General features: G+C 38.9%; 19 protein-coding genes. 12 read left to right on the top strand and 7 right to left on the bottom strand.

Going from position 1 to position 17,186, the window contains the following annotated elements:
• The first annotated feature begins 244 nt into the window (after nucleotides 1–244).
• From ACFSTH_RS03870 to ACFSTH_RS03855, 4 genes are read left to right on the top strand one after another with little or no spacing between them, the layout of a single operon-like run.
• A complete protein-coding gene (locus tag ACFSTH_RS03870) occupies nucleotides 245–799 on the top strand; it encodes a hypothetical protein (RefSeq protein WP_377771485.1) in 555 nt (184 codons plus the stop codon).
• A gap of 9 nt (nucleotides 800–808) precedes the next feature.
• Nucleotides 809–1,840 carry a TFIIB-type zinc ribbon-containing protein gene (locus ACFSTH_RS03865; RefSeq protein WP_377771483.1) on the top strand — a complete coding sequence of 344 codons (1,032 nt, stop codon included), beginning with the start codon at nucleotides 809–811 and terminating at the stop codon, nucleotides 1,838–1,840.
• The gene (locus tag ACFSTH_RS03860; protein WP_377771478.1) at nucleotides 1,837–2,643 is read left to right on the top strand and encodes a TPM domain-containing protein; all 807 of its coding nucleotides are present in this window, start codon (nucleotides 1,837–1,839) and stop codon (nucleotides 2,641–2,643) included. The genes ACFSTH_RS03865 and ACFSTH_RS03860 overlap by 4 nt, the downstream gene beginning before the upstream one ends.
• A gap of 39 nt (nucleotides 2,644–2,682) precedes the next feature.
• The gene (locus ACFSTH_RS03855) at nucleotides 2,683–3,651 is read left to right on the top strand and encodes an SPFH domain-containing protein (RefSeq protein WP_377771476.1); all 969 of its coding nucleotides are present in this window, start codon (nucleotides 2,683–2,685) and stop codon (nucleotides 3,649–3,651) included.
• 9 nt (nucleotides 3,652–3,660) lie between these two features.
• On the opposite strand, the gene ACFSTH_RS03850 is transcribed toward ACFSTH_RS03855, so the two are convergent.
• Genes ACFSTH_RS03850 through ACFSTH_RS03830 form a run of 5 tightly spaced genes read right to left on the bottom strand, consistent with a single transcriptional unit; the run spans nucleotide 3,661 to nucleotide 7,874 of the window.
• Nucleotides 3,661–4,416: an amino acid ABC transporter ATP-binding protein gene (locus tag ACFSTH_RS03850; RefSeq protein ID WP_377771474.1), complete on the bottom strand. Its 756-nt coding sequence runs from the start codon at nucleotides 4,414–4,416 to the stop codon at nucleotides 3,661–3,663.
• Nucleotides 4,403–5,116, bottom strand: a complete 714-nt coding sequence (locus tag ACFSTH_RS03845; RefSeq protein ID WP_377771472.1) for an amino acid ABC transporter permease — start codon at nucleotides 5,114–5,116, stop codon at nucleotides 4,403–4,405. The genes ACFSTH_RS03850 and ACFSTH_RS03845 overlap by 14 nt, the downstream gene beginning before the upstream one ends.
• Nucleotides 5,117–5,118: 2 nt before the next feature.
• A complete protein-coding gene (locus ACFSTH_RS03840) occupies nucleotides 5,119–5,820 on the bottom strand; it encodes an amino acid ABC transporter permease (protein ID WP_377771470.1) in 702 nt (233 codons plus the stop codon).
• Between the two features lie 13 nt (nucleotides 5,821–5,833).
• Nucleotides 5,834–6,703, bottom strand: coding sequence for a transporter substrate-binding domain-containing protein (locus tag ACFSTH_RS03835; protein ID WP_377771468.1), 870 nt, complete (start codon nucleotides 6,701–6,703; stop codon nucleotides 5,834–5,836).
• The gene (locus tag ACFSTH_RS03830) at nucleotides 6,684–7,874 is read right to left on the bottom strand and encodes an acyl-CoA dehydrogenase family protein (protein ID WP_377771466.1); all 1,191 of its coding nucleotides are present in this window, start codon (nucleotides 7,872–7,874) and stop codon (nucleotides 6,684–6,686) included. The genes ACFSTH_RS03835 and ACFSTH_RS03830 overlap by 20 nt, the downstream gene beginning before the upstream one ends.
• 198 nt (nucleotides 7,875–8,072) lie before the next feature.
• Between ACFSTH_RS03830 and ACFSTH_RS03825 the strand changes: the two genes are divergently transcribed.
• Nucleotides 8,073–8,966 (top strand): aminoglycoside 6-adenylyltransferase, encoded by an 894-nt coding sequence (locus tag ACFSTH_RS03825; RefSeq protein ID WP_377771464.1) that lies wholly within the window; start codon nucleotides 8,073–8,075, stop codon nucleotides 8,964–8,966.
• 105 nt (nucleotides 8,967–9,071) lie between these two features.
• Here the strand turns inward: ACFSTH_RS03825 and ACFSTH_RS03820 are convergent, their stop codons facing one another.
• Both ACFSTH_RS03820 and ACFSTH_RS03815 read right to left on the bottom strand, forming a co-directional pair.
• Nucleotides 9,072–9,362: a YxcD family protein gene (locus ACFSTH_RS03820; protein WP_377771462.1), complete on the bottom strand. Its 291-nt coding sequence runs from the start codon at nucleotides 9,360–9,362 to the stop codon at nucleotides 9,072–9,074.
• Between the two features lie 2 nt (nucleotides 9,363–9,364).
• On the bottom strand, nucleotides 9,365–9,793 hold the full coding sequence (locus tag ACFSTH_RS03815; protein WP_377771460.1) for a hypothetical protein: 429 nt from the start codon (nucleotides 9,791–9,793) through the stop codon (nucleotides 9,365–9,367).
• 99 nt (nucleotides 9,794–9,892) lie between these two features.
• On the opposite strand from ACFSTH_RS03815, the gene ACFSTH_RS03810 reads away from it, so the two are divergent.
• The 7 genes from ACFSTH_RS03810 (at nucleotide 9,893) to ACFSTH_RS03780 (ending at nucleotide 17,097) form a co-directional block, all read left to right on the top strand.
• Nucleotides 9,893–10,390: a DUF309 domain-containing protein gene (locus tag ACFSTH_RS03810; RefSeq protein ID WP_377771458.1), complete on the top strand. Its 498-nt coding sequence runs from the start codon at nucleotides 9,893–9,895 to the stop codon at nucleotides 10,388–10,390.
• Between the two features lie 123 nt (nucleotides 10,391–10,513).
• Nucleotides 10,514–12,025, top strand: coding sequence for a carboxypeptidase M32 (locus tag ACFSTH_RS03805; protein WP_377771456.1), 1,512 nt, complete (start codon nucleotides 10,514–10,516; stop codon nucleotides 12,023–12,025).
• Nucleotides 12,026–12,181: 156 nt separating this feature from the next.
• Complete coding sequence (locus tag ACFSTH_RS03800) at nucleotides 12,182–13,195, top strand: ABC transporter substrate-binding protein (RefSeq protein ID WP_377771454.1); 1,014 nt, start codon at nucleotides 12,182–12,184, stop codon at nucleotides 13,193–13,195.
• Nucleotides 13,196–13,222: 27 nt separating this feature from the next.
• A complete protein-coding gene (locus tag ACFSTH_RS03795; protein WP_377771452.1) occupies nucleotides 13,223–14,020 on the top strand; it encodes an ABC transporter ATP-binding protein in 798 nt (265 codons plus the stop codon).
• On the top strand, nucleotides 14,013–14,828 hold the full coding sequence (locus tag ACFSTH_RS03790; RefSeq protein WP_377771450.1) for an ABC transporter permease: 816 nt from the start codon (nucleotides 14,013–14,015) through the stop codon (nucleotides 14,826–14,828). The genes ACFSTH_RS03795 and ACFSTH_RS03790 overlap by 8 nt, the downstream gene beginning before the upstream one ends.
• 176 nt (nucleotides 14,829–15,004) lie before the next feature.
• The gene (locus ACFSTH_RS03785) at nucleotides 15,005–15,568 is read left to right on the top strand and encodes an outer spore coat protein CotE (protein ID WP_377771448.1); all 564 of its coding nucleotides are present in this window, start codon (nucleotides 15,005–15,007) and stop codon (nucleotides 15,566–15,568) included.
• A 140-nt stretch (nucleotides 15,569–15,708) separates the two neighbouring features.
• Nucleotides 15,709–17,097: a putative amidoligase domain-containing protein gene (locus ACFSTH_RS03780; protein ID WP_377771446.1), complete on the top strand. Its 1,389-nt coding sequence runs from the start codon at nucleotides 15,709–15,711 to the stop codon at nucleotides 17,095–17,097.
• The last annotated feature ends 89 nt before the right edge of the window (nucleotides 17,098–17,186 follow it).

Here is a 17,186-nt window from a genome sequence, read left to right as displayed (position 1 = left end):
GAACCACATTAATCCTTCCAAACGATTGGAAATAAGCCTACACTTTAGGTTGATTCTTATCGTCTGGAAGGTTTTTTTGTGCAATAAAAACAATTATAGTTGCAAGTTTTAACGGATGTTATTAATATTTATTAGAAAGATGAATCATTTTGCTATAATGATAAGTATAACTAATAGAGTGTGTAACTTCATAAAAAATGAACGACTTATTTTTGCATAGCTGAAAAGGAGAAGTGGGCAACTTATGGATGAAATATTACGAATGAAGCGGGTGCTACAAGCCCATATTCATACTATTATTAACGAAAAAAAAGATACCAAACAAGTGATGAACAAAATTATAGCTGCATTGCAGCGTCAAGCGAATATTAGTCAATCCCAGTTGTCTGCACAAACGGTAAATGAAAGACGTTTGAAACTTTCTCTAGTCGAGTGTCGTAGTGAACTGTTAAAGTATGAACGATATAAGCAGCTGGCAACGGAAGCTAATGATCGTTATAAACTGGAACAAATAATGACGCAGCAGAAAAAGACAGAGCAAAGAGAGAAGAAATTGCAAGAGGAGTATGAGCTGTTTCGAATTCAATATGAGCCGCTAATGGAATGGAATCAACTATTACTGACAGATGTAGAACACTTACAGCAAAAAGCAATTAGCTTGCAAACGGATATAACAGAGACTGCGATTTTTGAAAGTCTCGTTTCGATGACAGAAGGTTCCGAAGTAATGAAGCGATGGGAACAACAAGTGCTAGAAGTGCAGGATAGACTAATTGCGGAGCAAGAACTTCGGAATTGAGGTGGAAAAGTGTCAACGATAGATTACAAATGCCCCGGATGCGGTGGGGGGATGGTGTATAACAGTGAAATTGGTATGCTGTATTGTGCCAGCTGTGGACGAGAAGAAAAGATAGAACAATTTGCAGCGAAATATAAGTTAGAACAAGAGCATGATAGTTCTTTACAGCAATTTCATTGTAACAGCTGCGGAGCAGAATTAATAACGGATCAATTGTCTGCTGCAACGGTATGTAGTTTTTGTGGTTCAGGTGTTATTATAGGAGAGCGGTTAGCGGGAAAATGGTCGCCTGATCTCGTAATTCCTTTTACAATTAGCAAAGAGGAAGCAATTGATGCATTTCGGAAGTGGTGTCGTAACGGTAGATTTACACCAAAAGGATTTATGAGCGCTAATCGGATCAAAGCAATTACTGGTATGTATGTACCGTTTTGGCTATATGATTTGGACAATGACGTAGAAGTGAAAGCACGTGCTACTCGAATCCGTACGTATATACAAGGTGATTATCAATATACAGAAACGCAGCATTATGCACTATATCGCAAATTAAAATTGAATTATAGTCAAGTGCCCATCGATGCTTCTGAGAAAATGAATGACAGTTTGATGGATAAGCTGGAGCCCTTTCCTTATGAACAGTTAAAATCATTTCAAGTTCCGTATTTGGCGGGCTTCGTTGCAGAAAAATATAGCTATAATGAAGATGAAATGTTACCTAGAGCGGATGAAAAAGTGAAGTCCTATATTGATGCCTATATACAATCTACATTAGGTGGATTTACAACAGTAAGCGTGACGGATAATGATGTTCGCAGGTCAGTGAAACATGCAAAATATGCGTTATTGCCAGTTTGGGTATTACATTATGATTACAATCAATTAGAATATACATTTGCAATGAATGGTCAAACAGGCAAGGTAGTTGGCAAACCACCAATAAGTAAAGGGAAAATAGCCCTTTGGTTTGGAGTATCTACAACAGCAACATTGCTCATTATTAAGTCGATTTCTGCATTTATGGGTGGTGGCTTTTGGTGAAATTACAATCTCGAATTGTGTTAATCGTGATGATATTTATTTTATTTGGGCAAAGTGCTATTTCTATATATGCTACATCCAACCAATCGCCTGCCTCCAAAAGGTATATTTATGATCAAGCTTCCATACTTTCAAAAGAAGAATATATCAGCTTAAAAACGTTGATGCAGGATGTTAGCATAAAACATCAAACGGATGTTATGATTGTAACGAATAGTGGTATTGCAAATACTGATACACAATATATGACAGAACAATTTTATGATGATTTTGGACCAGGATATGAAGGAAAGCATGGTAGTACGGCAATATTATATGTTGATATTACTGCTCGTTCTATTTATTTGGCTGGTTATGGTCAAGCAAAAGAGACGTTAAATGATAAGCGATTAGATAAAATAAACGTAGAGATTAGCCGCTATTTTGCCGAAGGAAAATATTATGAGGGCATGTATCGTTATGTAGAGTTAGCCGATCAATTTATGGCTGTTCCCAGTGGTGTGAGTCCGGATAATTGGTTATTTAATCGTTGGTTTCAGCTCGGTTTAGCTATAATTATCGGCATTATCGTTGTTGCCATATTAGGTTATCGCCCCGGTCAAAAGTTAAAAGTTACATTTCGAACATATGAAGATAAAAAAACATCGCAAGTTATTGCTAGCCAAGATCAATATTTGCATTCTACAGTTACGAAAAGCAAAATTGAACGGAATAATGGATCTTCTGGTGGTGGATTTAGCGGCGGTGGAGGAGGAGTGTCCGGTGGTGGGCATTCACATAGTGGTAGTAAAGGTTCATTTTAAAAATGAAGCAATTGTCAATGGGAGAGGAGAATCATCGTGATGGACTTTATTAAAAAACAATTTGCGAACGTTATAGAGTGGGAAGAATTCCGTGATGATATGATTTTTTGGAAGTGGCATAATGAAGAAGTGAAAAAAGGTAGTAAAATAATTATCCGTCCTGGACAGGATGCTATATTCTTTTCTAATGGAAAGATTGAAGGGATTTTTGAACAAGATGGAGAATATCAAATTGCTTCGGATATTATCCCCTTCTTATCGACTTTAAAAGGCTTTAAGTTTGGCTTTAACAGTGGGATGCGGGTAGAGATACTTTTTGTTAATACGAAAGAGTTCACGGTCAAATGGGGAACGAGGCAGCCGATTATGATCCCAGCACCACAATTGCCAGGTGGTCTTCCTATTCGAGCCAATGGAACTTTTCAGTTTAAAGCACATGATTATGTATCGTTGATTGATAAAATAGCTGGTATGAAAAATAGTTATTTGGTAGAAGATGTGAAAATTAGAATAACAGCAGCACTAGATCAATTGTTGATGAAATGGATTAGCCGAGAAGGAAAAGATATGTTTAATTTGCAAGCGAACGCTTCGGCGATCAGTGCCGGTATTCGAGAAGATTTGGATATGGAGCTGTTGGCAACAGGGTTGTCTGTTACGGGATTTCAAGTGATGAGTTTCAGCTATCCAGCAGAAATTCAAGAGAAAATTACGCGATCAGCCTCTTATGAAATGATTGGTAATTTGACCAAATACCAACAAGTGGCGATGACAGATGGCATTGCTTCCGGGAATACAAAAGGTGGCGGTATGGCGGGAGATATGGCGAGTATGATGATTGGCATGAATGTCGCTAACGATATGATCGAAAATATGCGCCCTGATTCACCTAAAAGAGATAAACCGAGCGCATCTTCGACCGCTAAACTTAATTTTTGCCCTAACTGTGGAGTGAAAAATGAAGGGGCCAATTTTTGTCCTAATTGTGGAGAGAAGCTAGCGAAATAAAAGCAATTTTTATATTTGAAAATTGTATTCATCTGGTAACACCCGTCGCAAAAAGCGTCTAGTTCGTTCTTCTTTTGGTTGAAAAAAAATATCATTGGCGCTCCCTTGCTCAACAATAGCACCACTATCCATAAACACAACATGACTGGCGACCTCTTTGGCAAAACTCATTTCATGAGTAACAACGAGCATCGTCGTACCTTCTTTAGCGATAGATTTCATAACAGCAAGCACTTCAGAGACTAGTTCAGGATCGAGAGCGGATGTTGGTTCATCGAATAGTATAATGTCAGGCTGCAATACAACAGCTCGCGCAATACCAACACGTTGTTGTTGTCCACCAGATAACTGATGCGGATAGAGATTCATTTTGTCTGCCAGCCCGACTTTTTCTAAAGCTGCTTTTGCTCGTTCTATCGCTATTTCTTTTTTTACTTTTCGACCTACGATTAACCCCTCGGTTACATTTTGTAAAGCTGTTTTGTTGGCAAATAAATTATAATTTTGAAATACAAAAGCTGTTTTTTGTCGTACAGCGAGTACTTCTTTTTTGGTTGCTGTAGCTAAATTAATTTGCTGATTGCCAAAAGTAGCGATACCTTGATCTGCTCGTTCCAAAAAATTAAGGCAACGTAACAAAGTTGTTTTTCCCGAACCGCTTGGTCCTAAAATAACGACGACATCACCCTTCTTAATATCGAGATCTATTCCTGTTAAAATAGTGTCTTTGCCGAAAGACTTCCGTATATTTTTAATGGTTAGCATAAGCTGATACTCCTTCGTGACGACGCATATATTGTTCCCACCATTTAAATAACTGTTCCACTAGTAAACATAAAATAAGATAAACGACAAAAATAACAAGATATGCTTCCAAATAATGATAGCCTAAATTAGCAGCTACTTTGGTTCGTAGTGTAATCTCTGGTAGAGAAATAGCGTAGCCGAGTGATGTAGCTTTTATTAAATTAACTGTAGCAGTACACAAATTAGGTAAAGCCGCTACTAGCATTTGTGGAATAATAATGGAGCGATACGCTTGTTTTGTAGTAAGCCCAACAGCGTGTGCAGCTTCTAGTTGTCCACGATCTACTGTTTGCAAAGCTCCGCGAAAGACTTCGGAAAGGGTAGCTGCCGTATTGAATGAAAAGATAACAAAAGCGTACCAAAGTGGGTGAATATCATAAATAGCAAACGTAATGTTGTTTGCTGTTAACAACTGATTAATAATGAGCGGAATACTGCTGTAAAGGACAAAAATTTGGATAATGATAGGTGTTCCACGAACGAAAGAAACATAAATAGTTGTTAGTTGATGTAAAATTGGAATGCGCTTCAAGCGAACGAGTGCAAACAAGAAGCCGATAGGAACAGATATAAGTAATGCAACAAAAGTAACGAGTAAGGTGATTGGTACGCCGCTCAGCGCAATTCCCAATGCTTCTTTGATAAAGGATATATCCATTGCTATACTAGCTCCTTTCTAAATTGTAATTTTCGTTCGATAAAGCGAAAAGCTCTTTCTATACCAATGGCAAGTATCCAGTAGATAATAGCAAGTGCAATGAATATTTCTAACGTATGTGTACCATAGTTGTTCGCAATGATTAAATTGGCTTTGCCTACAATATCGATAAATCCAATCGTATAAGCTAGCGCACCTTCCTGCAAAACGCTAATAATGCCGTTTCCGATGTTTGGAAGTGCAAAAACAATCGCTTGTGGAAACACAATTCGGATATAAGCTTTAGCAGGGGACAAGCCAACACTTACCGCAGCTTCGAATTGACCTTCTGGTACAGCTTTTATGCTAGCACGAACAACTTCGGACATCATGGCAGCGAATTGTAGTGTAAATGTAATAACGACGTAAAATCCGGTATGAACATTTTGGATAGAAAAAGCGAACAAATAATCCGTTAATGCCGGTACGCCATAATAAATTAAAAATAGCAGCACAATCGAAGGCGTACATCTCATAATCGTCGTATAGCTATTAGCGATGAAACGCCATATACGATGTTTGCTTAACTTCATAAAGGCAAGCAAGATGCCAAATGCTGTACCACACGATACAGCAATTAGCGAAACGTAAAGCGTGACAGAAAGATAGGGGAGCAACTTCGGAAAGGCATCCCAAATGTAGGTCAGATCAAAATATTGTTGCAAGTAGGATCATCCTTTACTGTTGGACGCGATCAAGTACGGCAAATAAATCACGCCCGTAATGTTTTTCACTTATTTTTTGCAACTCACCACTTTGAAAGATTACTTCCATCGCTTGATCGTAATCATCAGCAAACTGTTGCTCTTTTTTATTAAATAAAGGCCATGTTTTGATAACATCAAACTCCTGAAATATGACATTGTCTTTTAAATGATGATAGGGACCGTCTGCTTCTGTTACTTGTTTGTTGAACGATCCTTCAATCATAACGCCGCCGTCTACTCGTCCTTCGTTCACCCATTGCACAACATCGACCCCAAAGGTGTCACCAGCTTCTAATTGAATTGGCTGCTCTGGATGTTGTTTGTTATAACTATCGATAACGGTATATTGCGCATTGTTGGCAGCAATAGGAGCTAGTGTAAATTGTTTGTTAGCAAAGTCAGCTAAACTTTTAATATCGCTATTGTCCTTGTTTAACACTAATCCTGCGCTTGAAAGACCGATAAATTGTTGCGGATAGATATACTTTTTAGTTCTTTCTTCTGTGTAAAAAGCATTTTTCACTCCGACTTGAAACTTTCCTTGCTCAACACCAATTAACAAATCATCAGAAGTTGTCCCTATATATTCAAATTCATAGTTTTCCAGTTTTTCATCTACAAGTTTCATAACATCGATATCATATCCAGCAGCGTTCCCATTTTCATCTTGATAAGTCATCGGTTTGCCGCTTAATTCATAGGCAACTTTCACTTTAATCGTATTGTCGCCATTACTAGATGCGGTAGTTTGTTCAGATGAACTATTTGCTGAGCAACCAGCTAGTAATATAACAGAACTGATCGCGATCAGTTGAATGGATTTAATTAGTGTTTTTTTCATCGATAATTCCTTCTTTCTGTCTCCAATTATTGTTTGCATGTTTTGCCAGTAGCGAAATGGTCAAATCATCCATCGGTGGATTGTGTAGTCCAGCTCGAACATCACGATAGTATCGTTGTAGCGGGTTGGACAATTGCAAGCTTTTGGCGCCAACTATCCGCATAGCGATATCTACAATAGCGATAGCGTGATTCGTTGCTGTATGTTTAGCTGCGTTGACAGAACTTACAAGTAGTTCTTTGTCTGTTTGTCTTTCCCATGCCAGTGCAGTTCCGTACAAGCTGTGTCGTGCTTGCAGCAGCAGTAGTTCCATCTCTCCTATAGAGGATTGAACATTAGGCAAATGAGCGATCGTCGTCGTTATACTATTCGGTTGGTGACGGTTGGCGAAATCAATAGCATAAGTAGCGGCAGCTTGAGCGATACCGAGATAGGTTGCAGGAATAAGAAGCAACCACGGATTTAGTTTAAATCCTGTACGATAACTTGGGATTTCTACCAACTTGTTTTCATCCACTGTTACTTGATTCAGTACGACATCGTGGCTACCAGTACCACGCATTCCCACCATATCCCAATTGTCTTCAATTTGTAATCCGGGAGTATCTTTTGCTAAAAGAAAAAAGCCAATCTGTTCCTCGTCTTGCAACCAAGCGGATACAAGGAAATAATCGAGAGCATAAGCTCCAGTTGTGTAGCTTTTTCGCCCAGTAATAATATATTGATTACCATTTCTAATAGCAGTAGTAGTCGGCTTACCTCCGCGAATAGGGCTTCCTGTAGCAGCTTCACTCACCGCTCGATTGATGATGGCTCCTGCGGTAACTTCGTTAGAGAACGATTGTAGTAGCGTGTCGTCCCAATATTGATTTTCATATAATTCGCCGACAGTGAGCAGTGTCCAAGCCATAACTAAGGCAGTACTGCCATCGTAGCTAGCTAATGTTTCTTGCAGCACAATAGCGTCATGGATGGAAAATCCTGCACCACCGTATAATGAGGGTAGGGTGATGGCGCTATATCCGCTTTTTCTTACTAGTTCAATATTATCAGCAACAAAACAATTTTGTTCATCTGCCTGTAAAGCGGACTGTTTGATTGATACTTCCAATTGTTCTAATGTGGTTAGCCATTGTTTTGTTTTATCATTATTAATAAATAATTCCTTCATTACCAATCACTCCTTTGTAGATGTCATTTATTTTATAACCGAACGATATATTTGTCAACAGTATTCCTAGTGGAATAGTATGATATGCTGTAAATGTGTTATTTGGTTACAGTAAATTGACAAAGATCAAGTAAATAACAATAATAAAATCAACGTACATATTACAGCTTTCGAAAATGGAATGGAGGAGTTAACATCATGCGTACAACGGAGGAGATGTATTCTCTTATTATGCAATATGCGATGCAAGATGAACGGGTGCGGGTAGTGACACTGGAAGGATCGCGAACGAATGAAAAAGTACCAACCGATATGTTTCAAGATTTTGATATCAGCTTTTTCGTTACAGATATGGCGTCATATTTGTTAGATCATCGTTGGGTGGATCAATTTGGCAGTAGAATTATGATGCAGATGCCAGATGCAGGTACTTGGATCGATGCGGGAGATGTAGAATGCTTTTCTTATTTAATGCTATATACGGATGGTAATCGCATAGATTTATCGTTATATCCACTAACTGTTATGCCACAATATTGTCAGTCGGATAAACTGATCCGTACGTTACTAGATAAAGATCATATTATGCCTAAGCTACCACCTGCTTCTGATGAAGATTATTGGGTGAAAAAGCCAAGCGCTAACGAATATGCGGCGTGCTGCAATGAATTTTGGTGGATTGCTACGAATGTAGCCAAAGGGCTGTGGCGTAGAGAAACGCTGTATGCTATGGATCATTTGCAATTATATATGCGACCGATGATAATGCACATGTTGAGTTGGAAAGTAGGAATGGAAACTGATTTTAGTTTAAGTGTGGGGAAAAATTATAAATATTTGCAGTCTTATATCGAAGAGGAGCAATGGCAAGCGCTAATGAGAACTTTTCCAAGTGGAAATAATGAGGCGATATGGCAGTCTCTCATGGAGATGACCGATTTATTTCGTCACAATGCCAAAGAAGTAGGGGAGAGACTTGGTTATTGTTATGAGGAAGAAGACGATAGTAACGTAACAGCATATTTGCATCATGTACGATATTTACCGCAAATTGCTACTGCTATATACACTGGAAAAGTATCATACTATTAAAAAAGTTGGACAAAAAAGTTTGGCAGGGTGCTAAACTTTTTTTGTCCAACCGGAAAGCTTTCGGCTAATTAGCCAGCTCATTTGTACCGTATTCTTTGTTCACTTCTATTCATCAGGGATGTTCGCCCAAAATTCGGATGTTTCTTCATCGCCATTGAGTGTAATTTCTGACCGAAATACACGACGATCATATTCGGTATACATATACTGTTCGATAGCTTCTAATAAATTAGCTTCTAGCAAATATTGACTACGACCGTTTACCCAAATTTCTGCCGTAAAGCCGTACTGCTCTTCCCAAGATAGTTGCACCTCTACATCTGTAGGCTGCACGTCACGACGATCAGCAATATGCAAACAGACTGCATTAACTATTTCGTCTGTATAAAGGCGCATACTTAGTAATTTCTCCGATCATTGGGATTATACGGATTTGGCGGTTGTTTTCTGTTATTGCGAATATAAATAAAGAGCGCACGGACTGCCATAATAATTGCTGCAAATATGATAATGTTTACAAGCAAGCTAAGGATTTGTCCGAAACCACCCATACCTGCGAATAGACCACCGAACAACATACCAGCTAGTCCACCAAACAACATACCTCTCATAAATCCACCACTATTTGGTTTGTTAGCAGTTGCTCCAGCTTGGTTTTGTTTTGGATTTGATTTCTTTACGGAATCTGTTTTCTTTGGTGTTTGAGTAAAGCTGCTCTTTGGAGATCTGAATCCGCCTCCACGTCTTGCATCTGCATTTTCGCTAAAACTCAAGCCAATCGTTAGTAATAATGTCATTACCATCATAACAAGCATACCTTTTTTCATTCGTTCTTTCTCCTTTTATAACGTGATTAGTTTGCTATCATAGTCACATACGTTTAAAATCAATATTGGTTGCAATTTTTTTATGGAGGAAAAAATATCATGATAGAACAACGAATCGACTATTTAACTAGATATTTAATCCAATACCATGCTGTCCGTGATTATTTCGAATGTCATGAAGTGCTAGAAGAATATTGGAAACAACAACGCCAATCTTCTTATGCGCATGTGTATCAAGGACTTATTCAATTAGCAGTCGCACAATACCATGAACGCCGTGGCAATTATAGTGGTGCGATCAAGCTGTATAAAGCAGCACAATTGAAGCTGAACACATTATTGCTTAATGAGCTAGGCATCGATAGTATCGATCTCCAAGAGCAGCTGAGTGAACGGTTGCAAGCTGTAACACTTGGTTTGGCATTTGAAGATATCGACTTATGGATCATTGATCAAGAGCTATTACATCGTTGTTTATCCCAAACGAAACAAATGGGTCTTGTATGGGGCGAAGCTAGTGATCTTTCTAATCATCGATTAGTACATCGACACTTAAAGCAATATAGAAGTGAAATAGAACCGGCACTTAAGTCATAGTGCTAAACTAATTTTGCAATGCTATAGAAATTCCCCCCTGCTAATCTTATATGATACCACTATACTATATATTCTATAACTTATTGCTATCAGAAATCAAATGAAGGAGAGGCGAGCAACGAAATGAAACAAATAACAGAAACACTTGATTCATTTTTGCAATTAGATCGTAAATTAAAATACTATGAGGAAGCTATTGGACTGATGTATTGGGACTTACGGACAGGAGCTCCAAAACAAGGAGTAGACATCAGATCTGAAGTGATCGGTGAATTATCTGCTGAACAGTTTAAGCTAGCTACTTCCGCTCAATTGGGGGAATGGCTAACGACGTTAGAAGAGCAACAAATTTTTGCACAGTTGGATGAAGTGTCCCAAACATTAGTAACGGAAACACGGAAAGCATATGATCGTAATATACTAATACCTGCACCGTTATATAAAGAATATGTCGTTCTTGCTTCGCAATCAGAAGCGAAATGGGAAGAAGCAAAGGAAAACAATGATTTTGCATCATTTGAGCCTTACTTACAAAAAATAATTGATTATAAAAATCAATTCATTGATATATGGGGAGTAACAACTAGTCGGTACGATACGTTGTTAGATGAATACGAACCAGGCATGACAGTGACGGAACTAGATCGTATCTTTGGGCAATTACGTGGACAATTAGTCGATTTGTTAGCTCGTATACAAGCATCGCCGCATCAACCGGATCGCACATTTTTGCAACAGTCATTCCCTATTGCAGCACAAAAACAACTTAGTTTGCAAATATTAGAGCAGATGGGCTTTAATTTTCAAGCGGGTCGATTAGATGAAAGTGTTCATCCATTTGCAATTGGATTAAACCCTGGAGACGTAAGAATAACGACGCGTTATTTGGAAGATGATGTTACTAGTGCTTTGTTTGGGACGATTCACGAAGGTGGTCATGCACTTTACGAGCAAAATATTGCTCAACGTCTAGCACATACAACATTATGTACTGGCACGTCGATGGGTATTCATGAATCTCAATCTCGATTTTGGGAAAATGTGATTGGTCGGAGTCGACCATTTTGGAATAAAAACTATTCTAAATTACAATCTTATTTTCCAAACTTACAATCGATATCGGTTGACCAATTTTATCGTGCCAATAATATAGTGGAACCATCTTTGATCAGAATTGAAGCAGATGAGCTAACTTATAACCTGCATATCATTATTCGCTATGAATTGGAAAAGATGATCTTTAACGAAGGCCTTCAAGCTAAAGACTTGCCAGCTGCTTGGAACGAAAAGTATGAGCAATATTTAGGGATAAAACCACAAACAGATAGCGACGGTGTATTGCAAGACGTTCATTGGTCCGGTGGCGATTTCGGTTATTTTCCATCATATTCATTAGGTAATATGTACGCGGCGCAATTTGCTCATACGATGGAGCAACACATACCAGCATTTTGGTCATTAGTTGCAGATGGAAACTTATTACCTATGAAAGACTGGTTGACGGAGCGAATTTATCAATATGGTAAGTTGAAAACACCTGAGCAACTGATTGTAGATGTGACGGGGAAAAGTTTAGACCCAACTCATTTAGTTACTTACTTAACGAACAAGTATAGCGATATATATCAATTGTAAAATGGTTACCCTAATATGTAACCATTAGGAGCAGCTTGGACCAATGTTTGATTTGGTCAAAGGCTGCTTTTTTAATTTGTATGAAAAGGAACCGTCCTTTAGGCATGTGCATAATCTATTACATCAATCGATGCTAATAGTTTGGAGGATAAGCGAATGAAGCGTAGAAGATTAACCATTTTCTTCGTGGCAGCATTGGTGTTACTAACTATATTATCAGGCTGCAACAAAGGAGATTCGGGCAAGCAATTAGTACGTATAGGTGAGGTGACGAGATCATTATTTTATGCGCCGCAATATGTGGCGATCGAAAAAGGTTTTTTTGCTGAGGAAGGTTTACAAATTGATCTAACGACAACACCAGGTGGAGATAAGACGATGACTGCCTTGTTGTCAAACGCAATTGATGTAGCGTTGGTTGGTTCTGAAACATCTATTTATGTTTATTTGCAAGGAGCAGATGATAAGGTAATCAACTTTGCACAGCTAACACAAACTGATGGCACATTTCTCGTAGCAAGAACAGAGGAAGAGCCATTTGATTGGTCAAATGTGGCTGGAACTGAATTTTTGGGTCAACGAGTAGGCGGAATGCCACAAATGGTCGGGGAATTTGTATTAAAAAAACATCAGATTGATCCGAAACTAGATTTGGAGCTTATTCAAAATGTTGACTACGGTAATATTCCAGCTGCTTTTGCATCAGGTACGGGTGACTACGTTCAATTATTTGAACCTACAGCCTCAATTTTTGAGCGGGAAGGTACAGGCAAAGTGGTTGCTAGTTTTGGTACGGAAAGTGGGTTATTACCATATACTGCGTTTATGGCACGTGAAAGCTATATTACAAAAAACGAAGCCATTATTCAATCTTTTACGAATGCGATCTATAAAGCGCAACAATGGATTATATCGGCTGATGCTACCGAAATTGCTGAAGTAGTAACTCCGTACTTTGATGGCGTAGATGCAGATATTATGATTTCATCGATTGATCGATACAAACAGCAAGCTTCATACGCAGAAAATCCTTATATTGATGAGCTAGAGTGGAACAATTTGTTAGATGTGATGAGTTCAGCTAATGAATTAAAAGGCGACGTGCAATATGGTGAAATTGTCAATATGAAATTTGCAGAGCAGGTGCTGGATGAGGTGTCGTCCAAATAAGGTTTGCACGTACTAGGGGGCAAGTAGATGACGCAAACAGCGATTTTGGAATTACAACAAGTTACCCATGTTTATGTGCATAGTAAAGGTGCATTTACAGCAGTTGAAAATATTGATTTGCAAGTTGCGCCGGGAGAGTTTTTGGCATTAGTTGGGCCGAGTGGTTGTGGTAAAACAACGGTTTTAAACTTATTGGCTGGATTATTTCTACCAACAGTCGGCGCTGTATTGTTAGAGGGAGAGAAGGTTGCTGGACCATCTCCTAAAGTAGGCTACATGTTACAACAGGATTATTTGTTCCCATGGAGGACGATTCAAAATAATACGCTACTAGGTTTAGAAATTCAAAAAACTTTGCAATCAAACTCCATTGATAAAGCGGTAAAACTATTAGATGAATTAGGGCTTCCTGGTACTGCACAGCGATATTCGTATGAGTTATCTGGCGGAATGCGGCAGCGAGCGGCATTAGCTCGAACGTTGGTGACGGAGCCACAAGTATTGTTGCTAGATGAACCCTTTTCTGCGCTAGACTTTCATATCAAGTTGCAATTAGAGGAACTAGTTAAAAGTACATTACGACGTTTAGGTAAAACAGCAGTGTTAGTAACTCATGATTTGCAAGAAGCTGCTGCCATGTGCGACCGTATTATCGTTCTTCAGCCTGGACCAGGTCGCATTCATAGCGAAATTGTTGTACCGGATGCGATGAGGCAAGTAAGTCCACAAATGGCAAGGTCTATGCCGCAGTTTCTAGAAGTATTGGAACAGTTGACTGCTGCTTTGCAAAGTATCGATACGGAAGGAGGGGGAGGTGTTGAGTGATCATCAGCTCACAGATCAACTCCATGCAGCGTACCGTAGCAAAGAGCGCAAACAATCGATAGCTGTAAAAGTAGTGCAACTATCGATTTTAATTGCTTTTATTGGACTATGGGAAATGGCAGGACAGAAAAAGTGGATTGACCCATTATTATTCAGCTTTCCCTCCAAATTAGTAAAACAACTGTATACAACGATGGTAGACGGTACGATTTGGCCTCATATTGGGGTAACTGTAGCAGAAACGATTGTTGGTTTCGCTCTAGGAACCTTTCTAGGTACCGTTCTGGCGGCATTATTATGGTGGTCACCATTTTGGGCGAAAGTATTTGATCCTTTTCTAGTAGTATTGAACAGTATGCCAAAAGTAGCACTTGGACCAATATTTATCGTAGCGTTTGGACCGGGATTTACTTCAATAGTTGCAATAACTTTGATGGTTACAGTCATTATTACAACGATTAATATATATAATCAATTTAAGGAGATAGATAGTGGTTACATTAAAGTAGTTCGTTTATTTGGAGCTAGTCGCTGGCAACTATTTCGAAAAGTAATATTACCAGGTTCTTTTCCCGTCATTATTGCAACATTGAAAGTGAACGTTGGATTAGCTTGGATTGGTGTCATTGTCGGCGAATTTCTTGTGGCGAAAGCAGGTCTCGGCTATTTAATTATTTATGGCTTCCAAGTATTTAATTTTACTCTCGTTTTATCAACGTTAGTCGTGATTGCTGTCGTTGCAGTAATTATGTATCAACTGGTTGTTTGGTTAGAGCGCAAACTAACAGCAGGATATCGTGAGCGTTAATACAAAACTGCTGTCTCTAGACAATTAGAGACAGCAGCTAGTATAGAAAAAGCAATTATAGCTGAAATAAAGAAGTCTTGTAAAAAATATTTATAACTTTAGAGGTTCATTAATCAACAAACGCCTATGACTTGCATACACTTTAAATGAATGATTGTTTGGAGGAGGTTAAATCAATGACGATTGCAGATAAACAGCTTCAAGGAAGAGAGATTATTACAAAAGCTGTCTGCGGTAAAGGACGCAAGTTTTCTACTGTAACACATACCGTTACACCGCCGCATAGACCAACTAGTATTTTAGGTGCATGGATTATTAACCACCAGTTCGAAGCTGTTCGCTCGAATGATGGAATTGAAGTGGTAGGTTCTTATGACATTAACATCTGGTATTCGTACAATAATAATTCACAAACCGATGTTGCGAAGGAGTCTGTGCAATATGTAGAAAATGTTCCACTTTCTTATGTAGATAGCAAACACAGACCAACTACGGAAGAAGTATTCGCAGATATAATCCAAGAACCTAATTGTGTGGAAGCGAATATTTCATCCAGTGGTCAGAGTGTGACACTAAGGGTGGAAAGAGAGTTTACAGTGGAGCTCATTGCTGAGACAAAAGTATGTGTTGCTGTGTTGCCACATGGCTACTCTGATGATGACAAAGGTTTAGTTTACAATTTCGACCATGATGAAGATTTTGAAGATTTGGATATTTCATTGCTGGATGATGATTTGTAAAAAGAAGAAACTGTGTATATCCGTTTCCGAGGCGGATAATGTATTCTATGCTACTACAGCTTAGAATTCGAGGGCGCAAGCCCTCTTTCTTTTTAATTAGGTAAAAGTAGGCGGAGGATAGATGACTTGGATGGAAGTCAATGATGACAGCTGAGGTGTTAAACATGATAATTAGAGAACAGCGTTACCTCAAAGAAGGGGAGCTATTACAACGAGGAGATGTACTGATTCAAAGTGAAAAACAACTAACGAAACAGCAGGCTGAGATGGCTGGAGTTTGGTATATGAATGCTGGGGCCCCTAGACTTGCAAAATGCAGTAGAGAGCAGTTGCAAGTCTATTGGAAAGACTGTGGGTTAATAGGTAATAGAACGTTGAGCCATAACCGCTTTTTTCGGGTGACGATTTTTCACTTTCAATTAGTACAACTGATTCGATTGACTGACAAAGATGCGTTAACTACTCGCTATCAGGAAACGGATTCATTTCGAACTACGGTAAAAGCAGAACATAATTATACAGAGCGAGTCAGTAACGACAAATTGTTGCAACAAGTTGTGAAAGCGGCTATAGCAAGTTTGTACGTATTAGCATTAGAAGTAGGAGAAGTGATAGTTCAATTAAGTGGTGACGGATTGGTGCAGCCGGTTAGTGCATCAGATCGGATAGTAGACGATCATTCGTATCAGCTTGCTAAACAACAGTTTGCGGAGACGATGGCATTAAATATAGTTAATCACAAACAGATGCTTTCTATTATGCTTGGTGCTGATCCAGAAGTAGCTATTGTCAATGCAACTGGTCAGCTCGTGTCTGCTTCTTACTTTTTTGGCGAAAATAAAGGAGCGGCTATTGGTACGGATTCGATCAGAGTAAAAGGTAAATTAATATATCCGCTATTGGAGTTACGGCCCCGTCCTACATCTGAACCTGCGCAATTGCTAATGCAAATACAACGACTATTAATGCAAGCCAGTGAGCGAATTAATAATTCTTCGATGCGATTAGTTGCTGGTGCGATGCCAATTAAAGGGATTGCGCTCGGAGGTCATATACATTTGAGTGGGGTACCGCTTACTAGCAGACTGTTACGGCTGTTGGATAGCCTGATTACCATACCTCTAGCACTTATAGAGGCAGAGAGCGGCAAAGAGCGTAGACCGAGATATGGACGGTTAGGTGACTATCGACGACAAGCTTACGGTGGGTTTGAATACCGTACATTGCCAAGCTGGCTTATTTCTCCGATGGTAGCAAAAGCTGTTTTTGCACTAACTAAGATGTGTGCAGAGGATGCACTGCAATTAGATACTGTTCCACAGTTATCTATGGACATGATGCGCGCCTATTATCAAGCGGATTATGCACAGCTTCGTTCGTTTTGGCCCCAGATTAAACAAACGATTTTTCGGATGACTCGTTATAAAGAATATGAGTCTTACATTGATCCTCTGATTACTGCCATTGATCAACAAAAAAGATGGGATGAGCGCCTTGATATTCGTAAGAAATGGCGTATCCCAGTATAACGAATTAAAAAAATAGGGAGATTTCAGAAGTTACATGGTTTACCTTTGCTTGGCTTGTTATAATAGATAAGTAATGAAGACATTATTTA

This window comes from Paenibacillus yanchengensis, assembly GCF_042684845.1.
GTDB classification, from domain to species: Bacteria; Bacillota; Bacilli; order Paenibacillales; family Paenibacillaceae; genus Pristimantibacillus; species Pristimantibacillus yanchengensis.
This window is presented reverse-complemented; position numbering and strand designations above follow the sequence as displayed.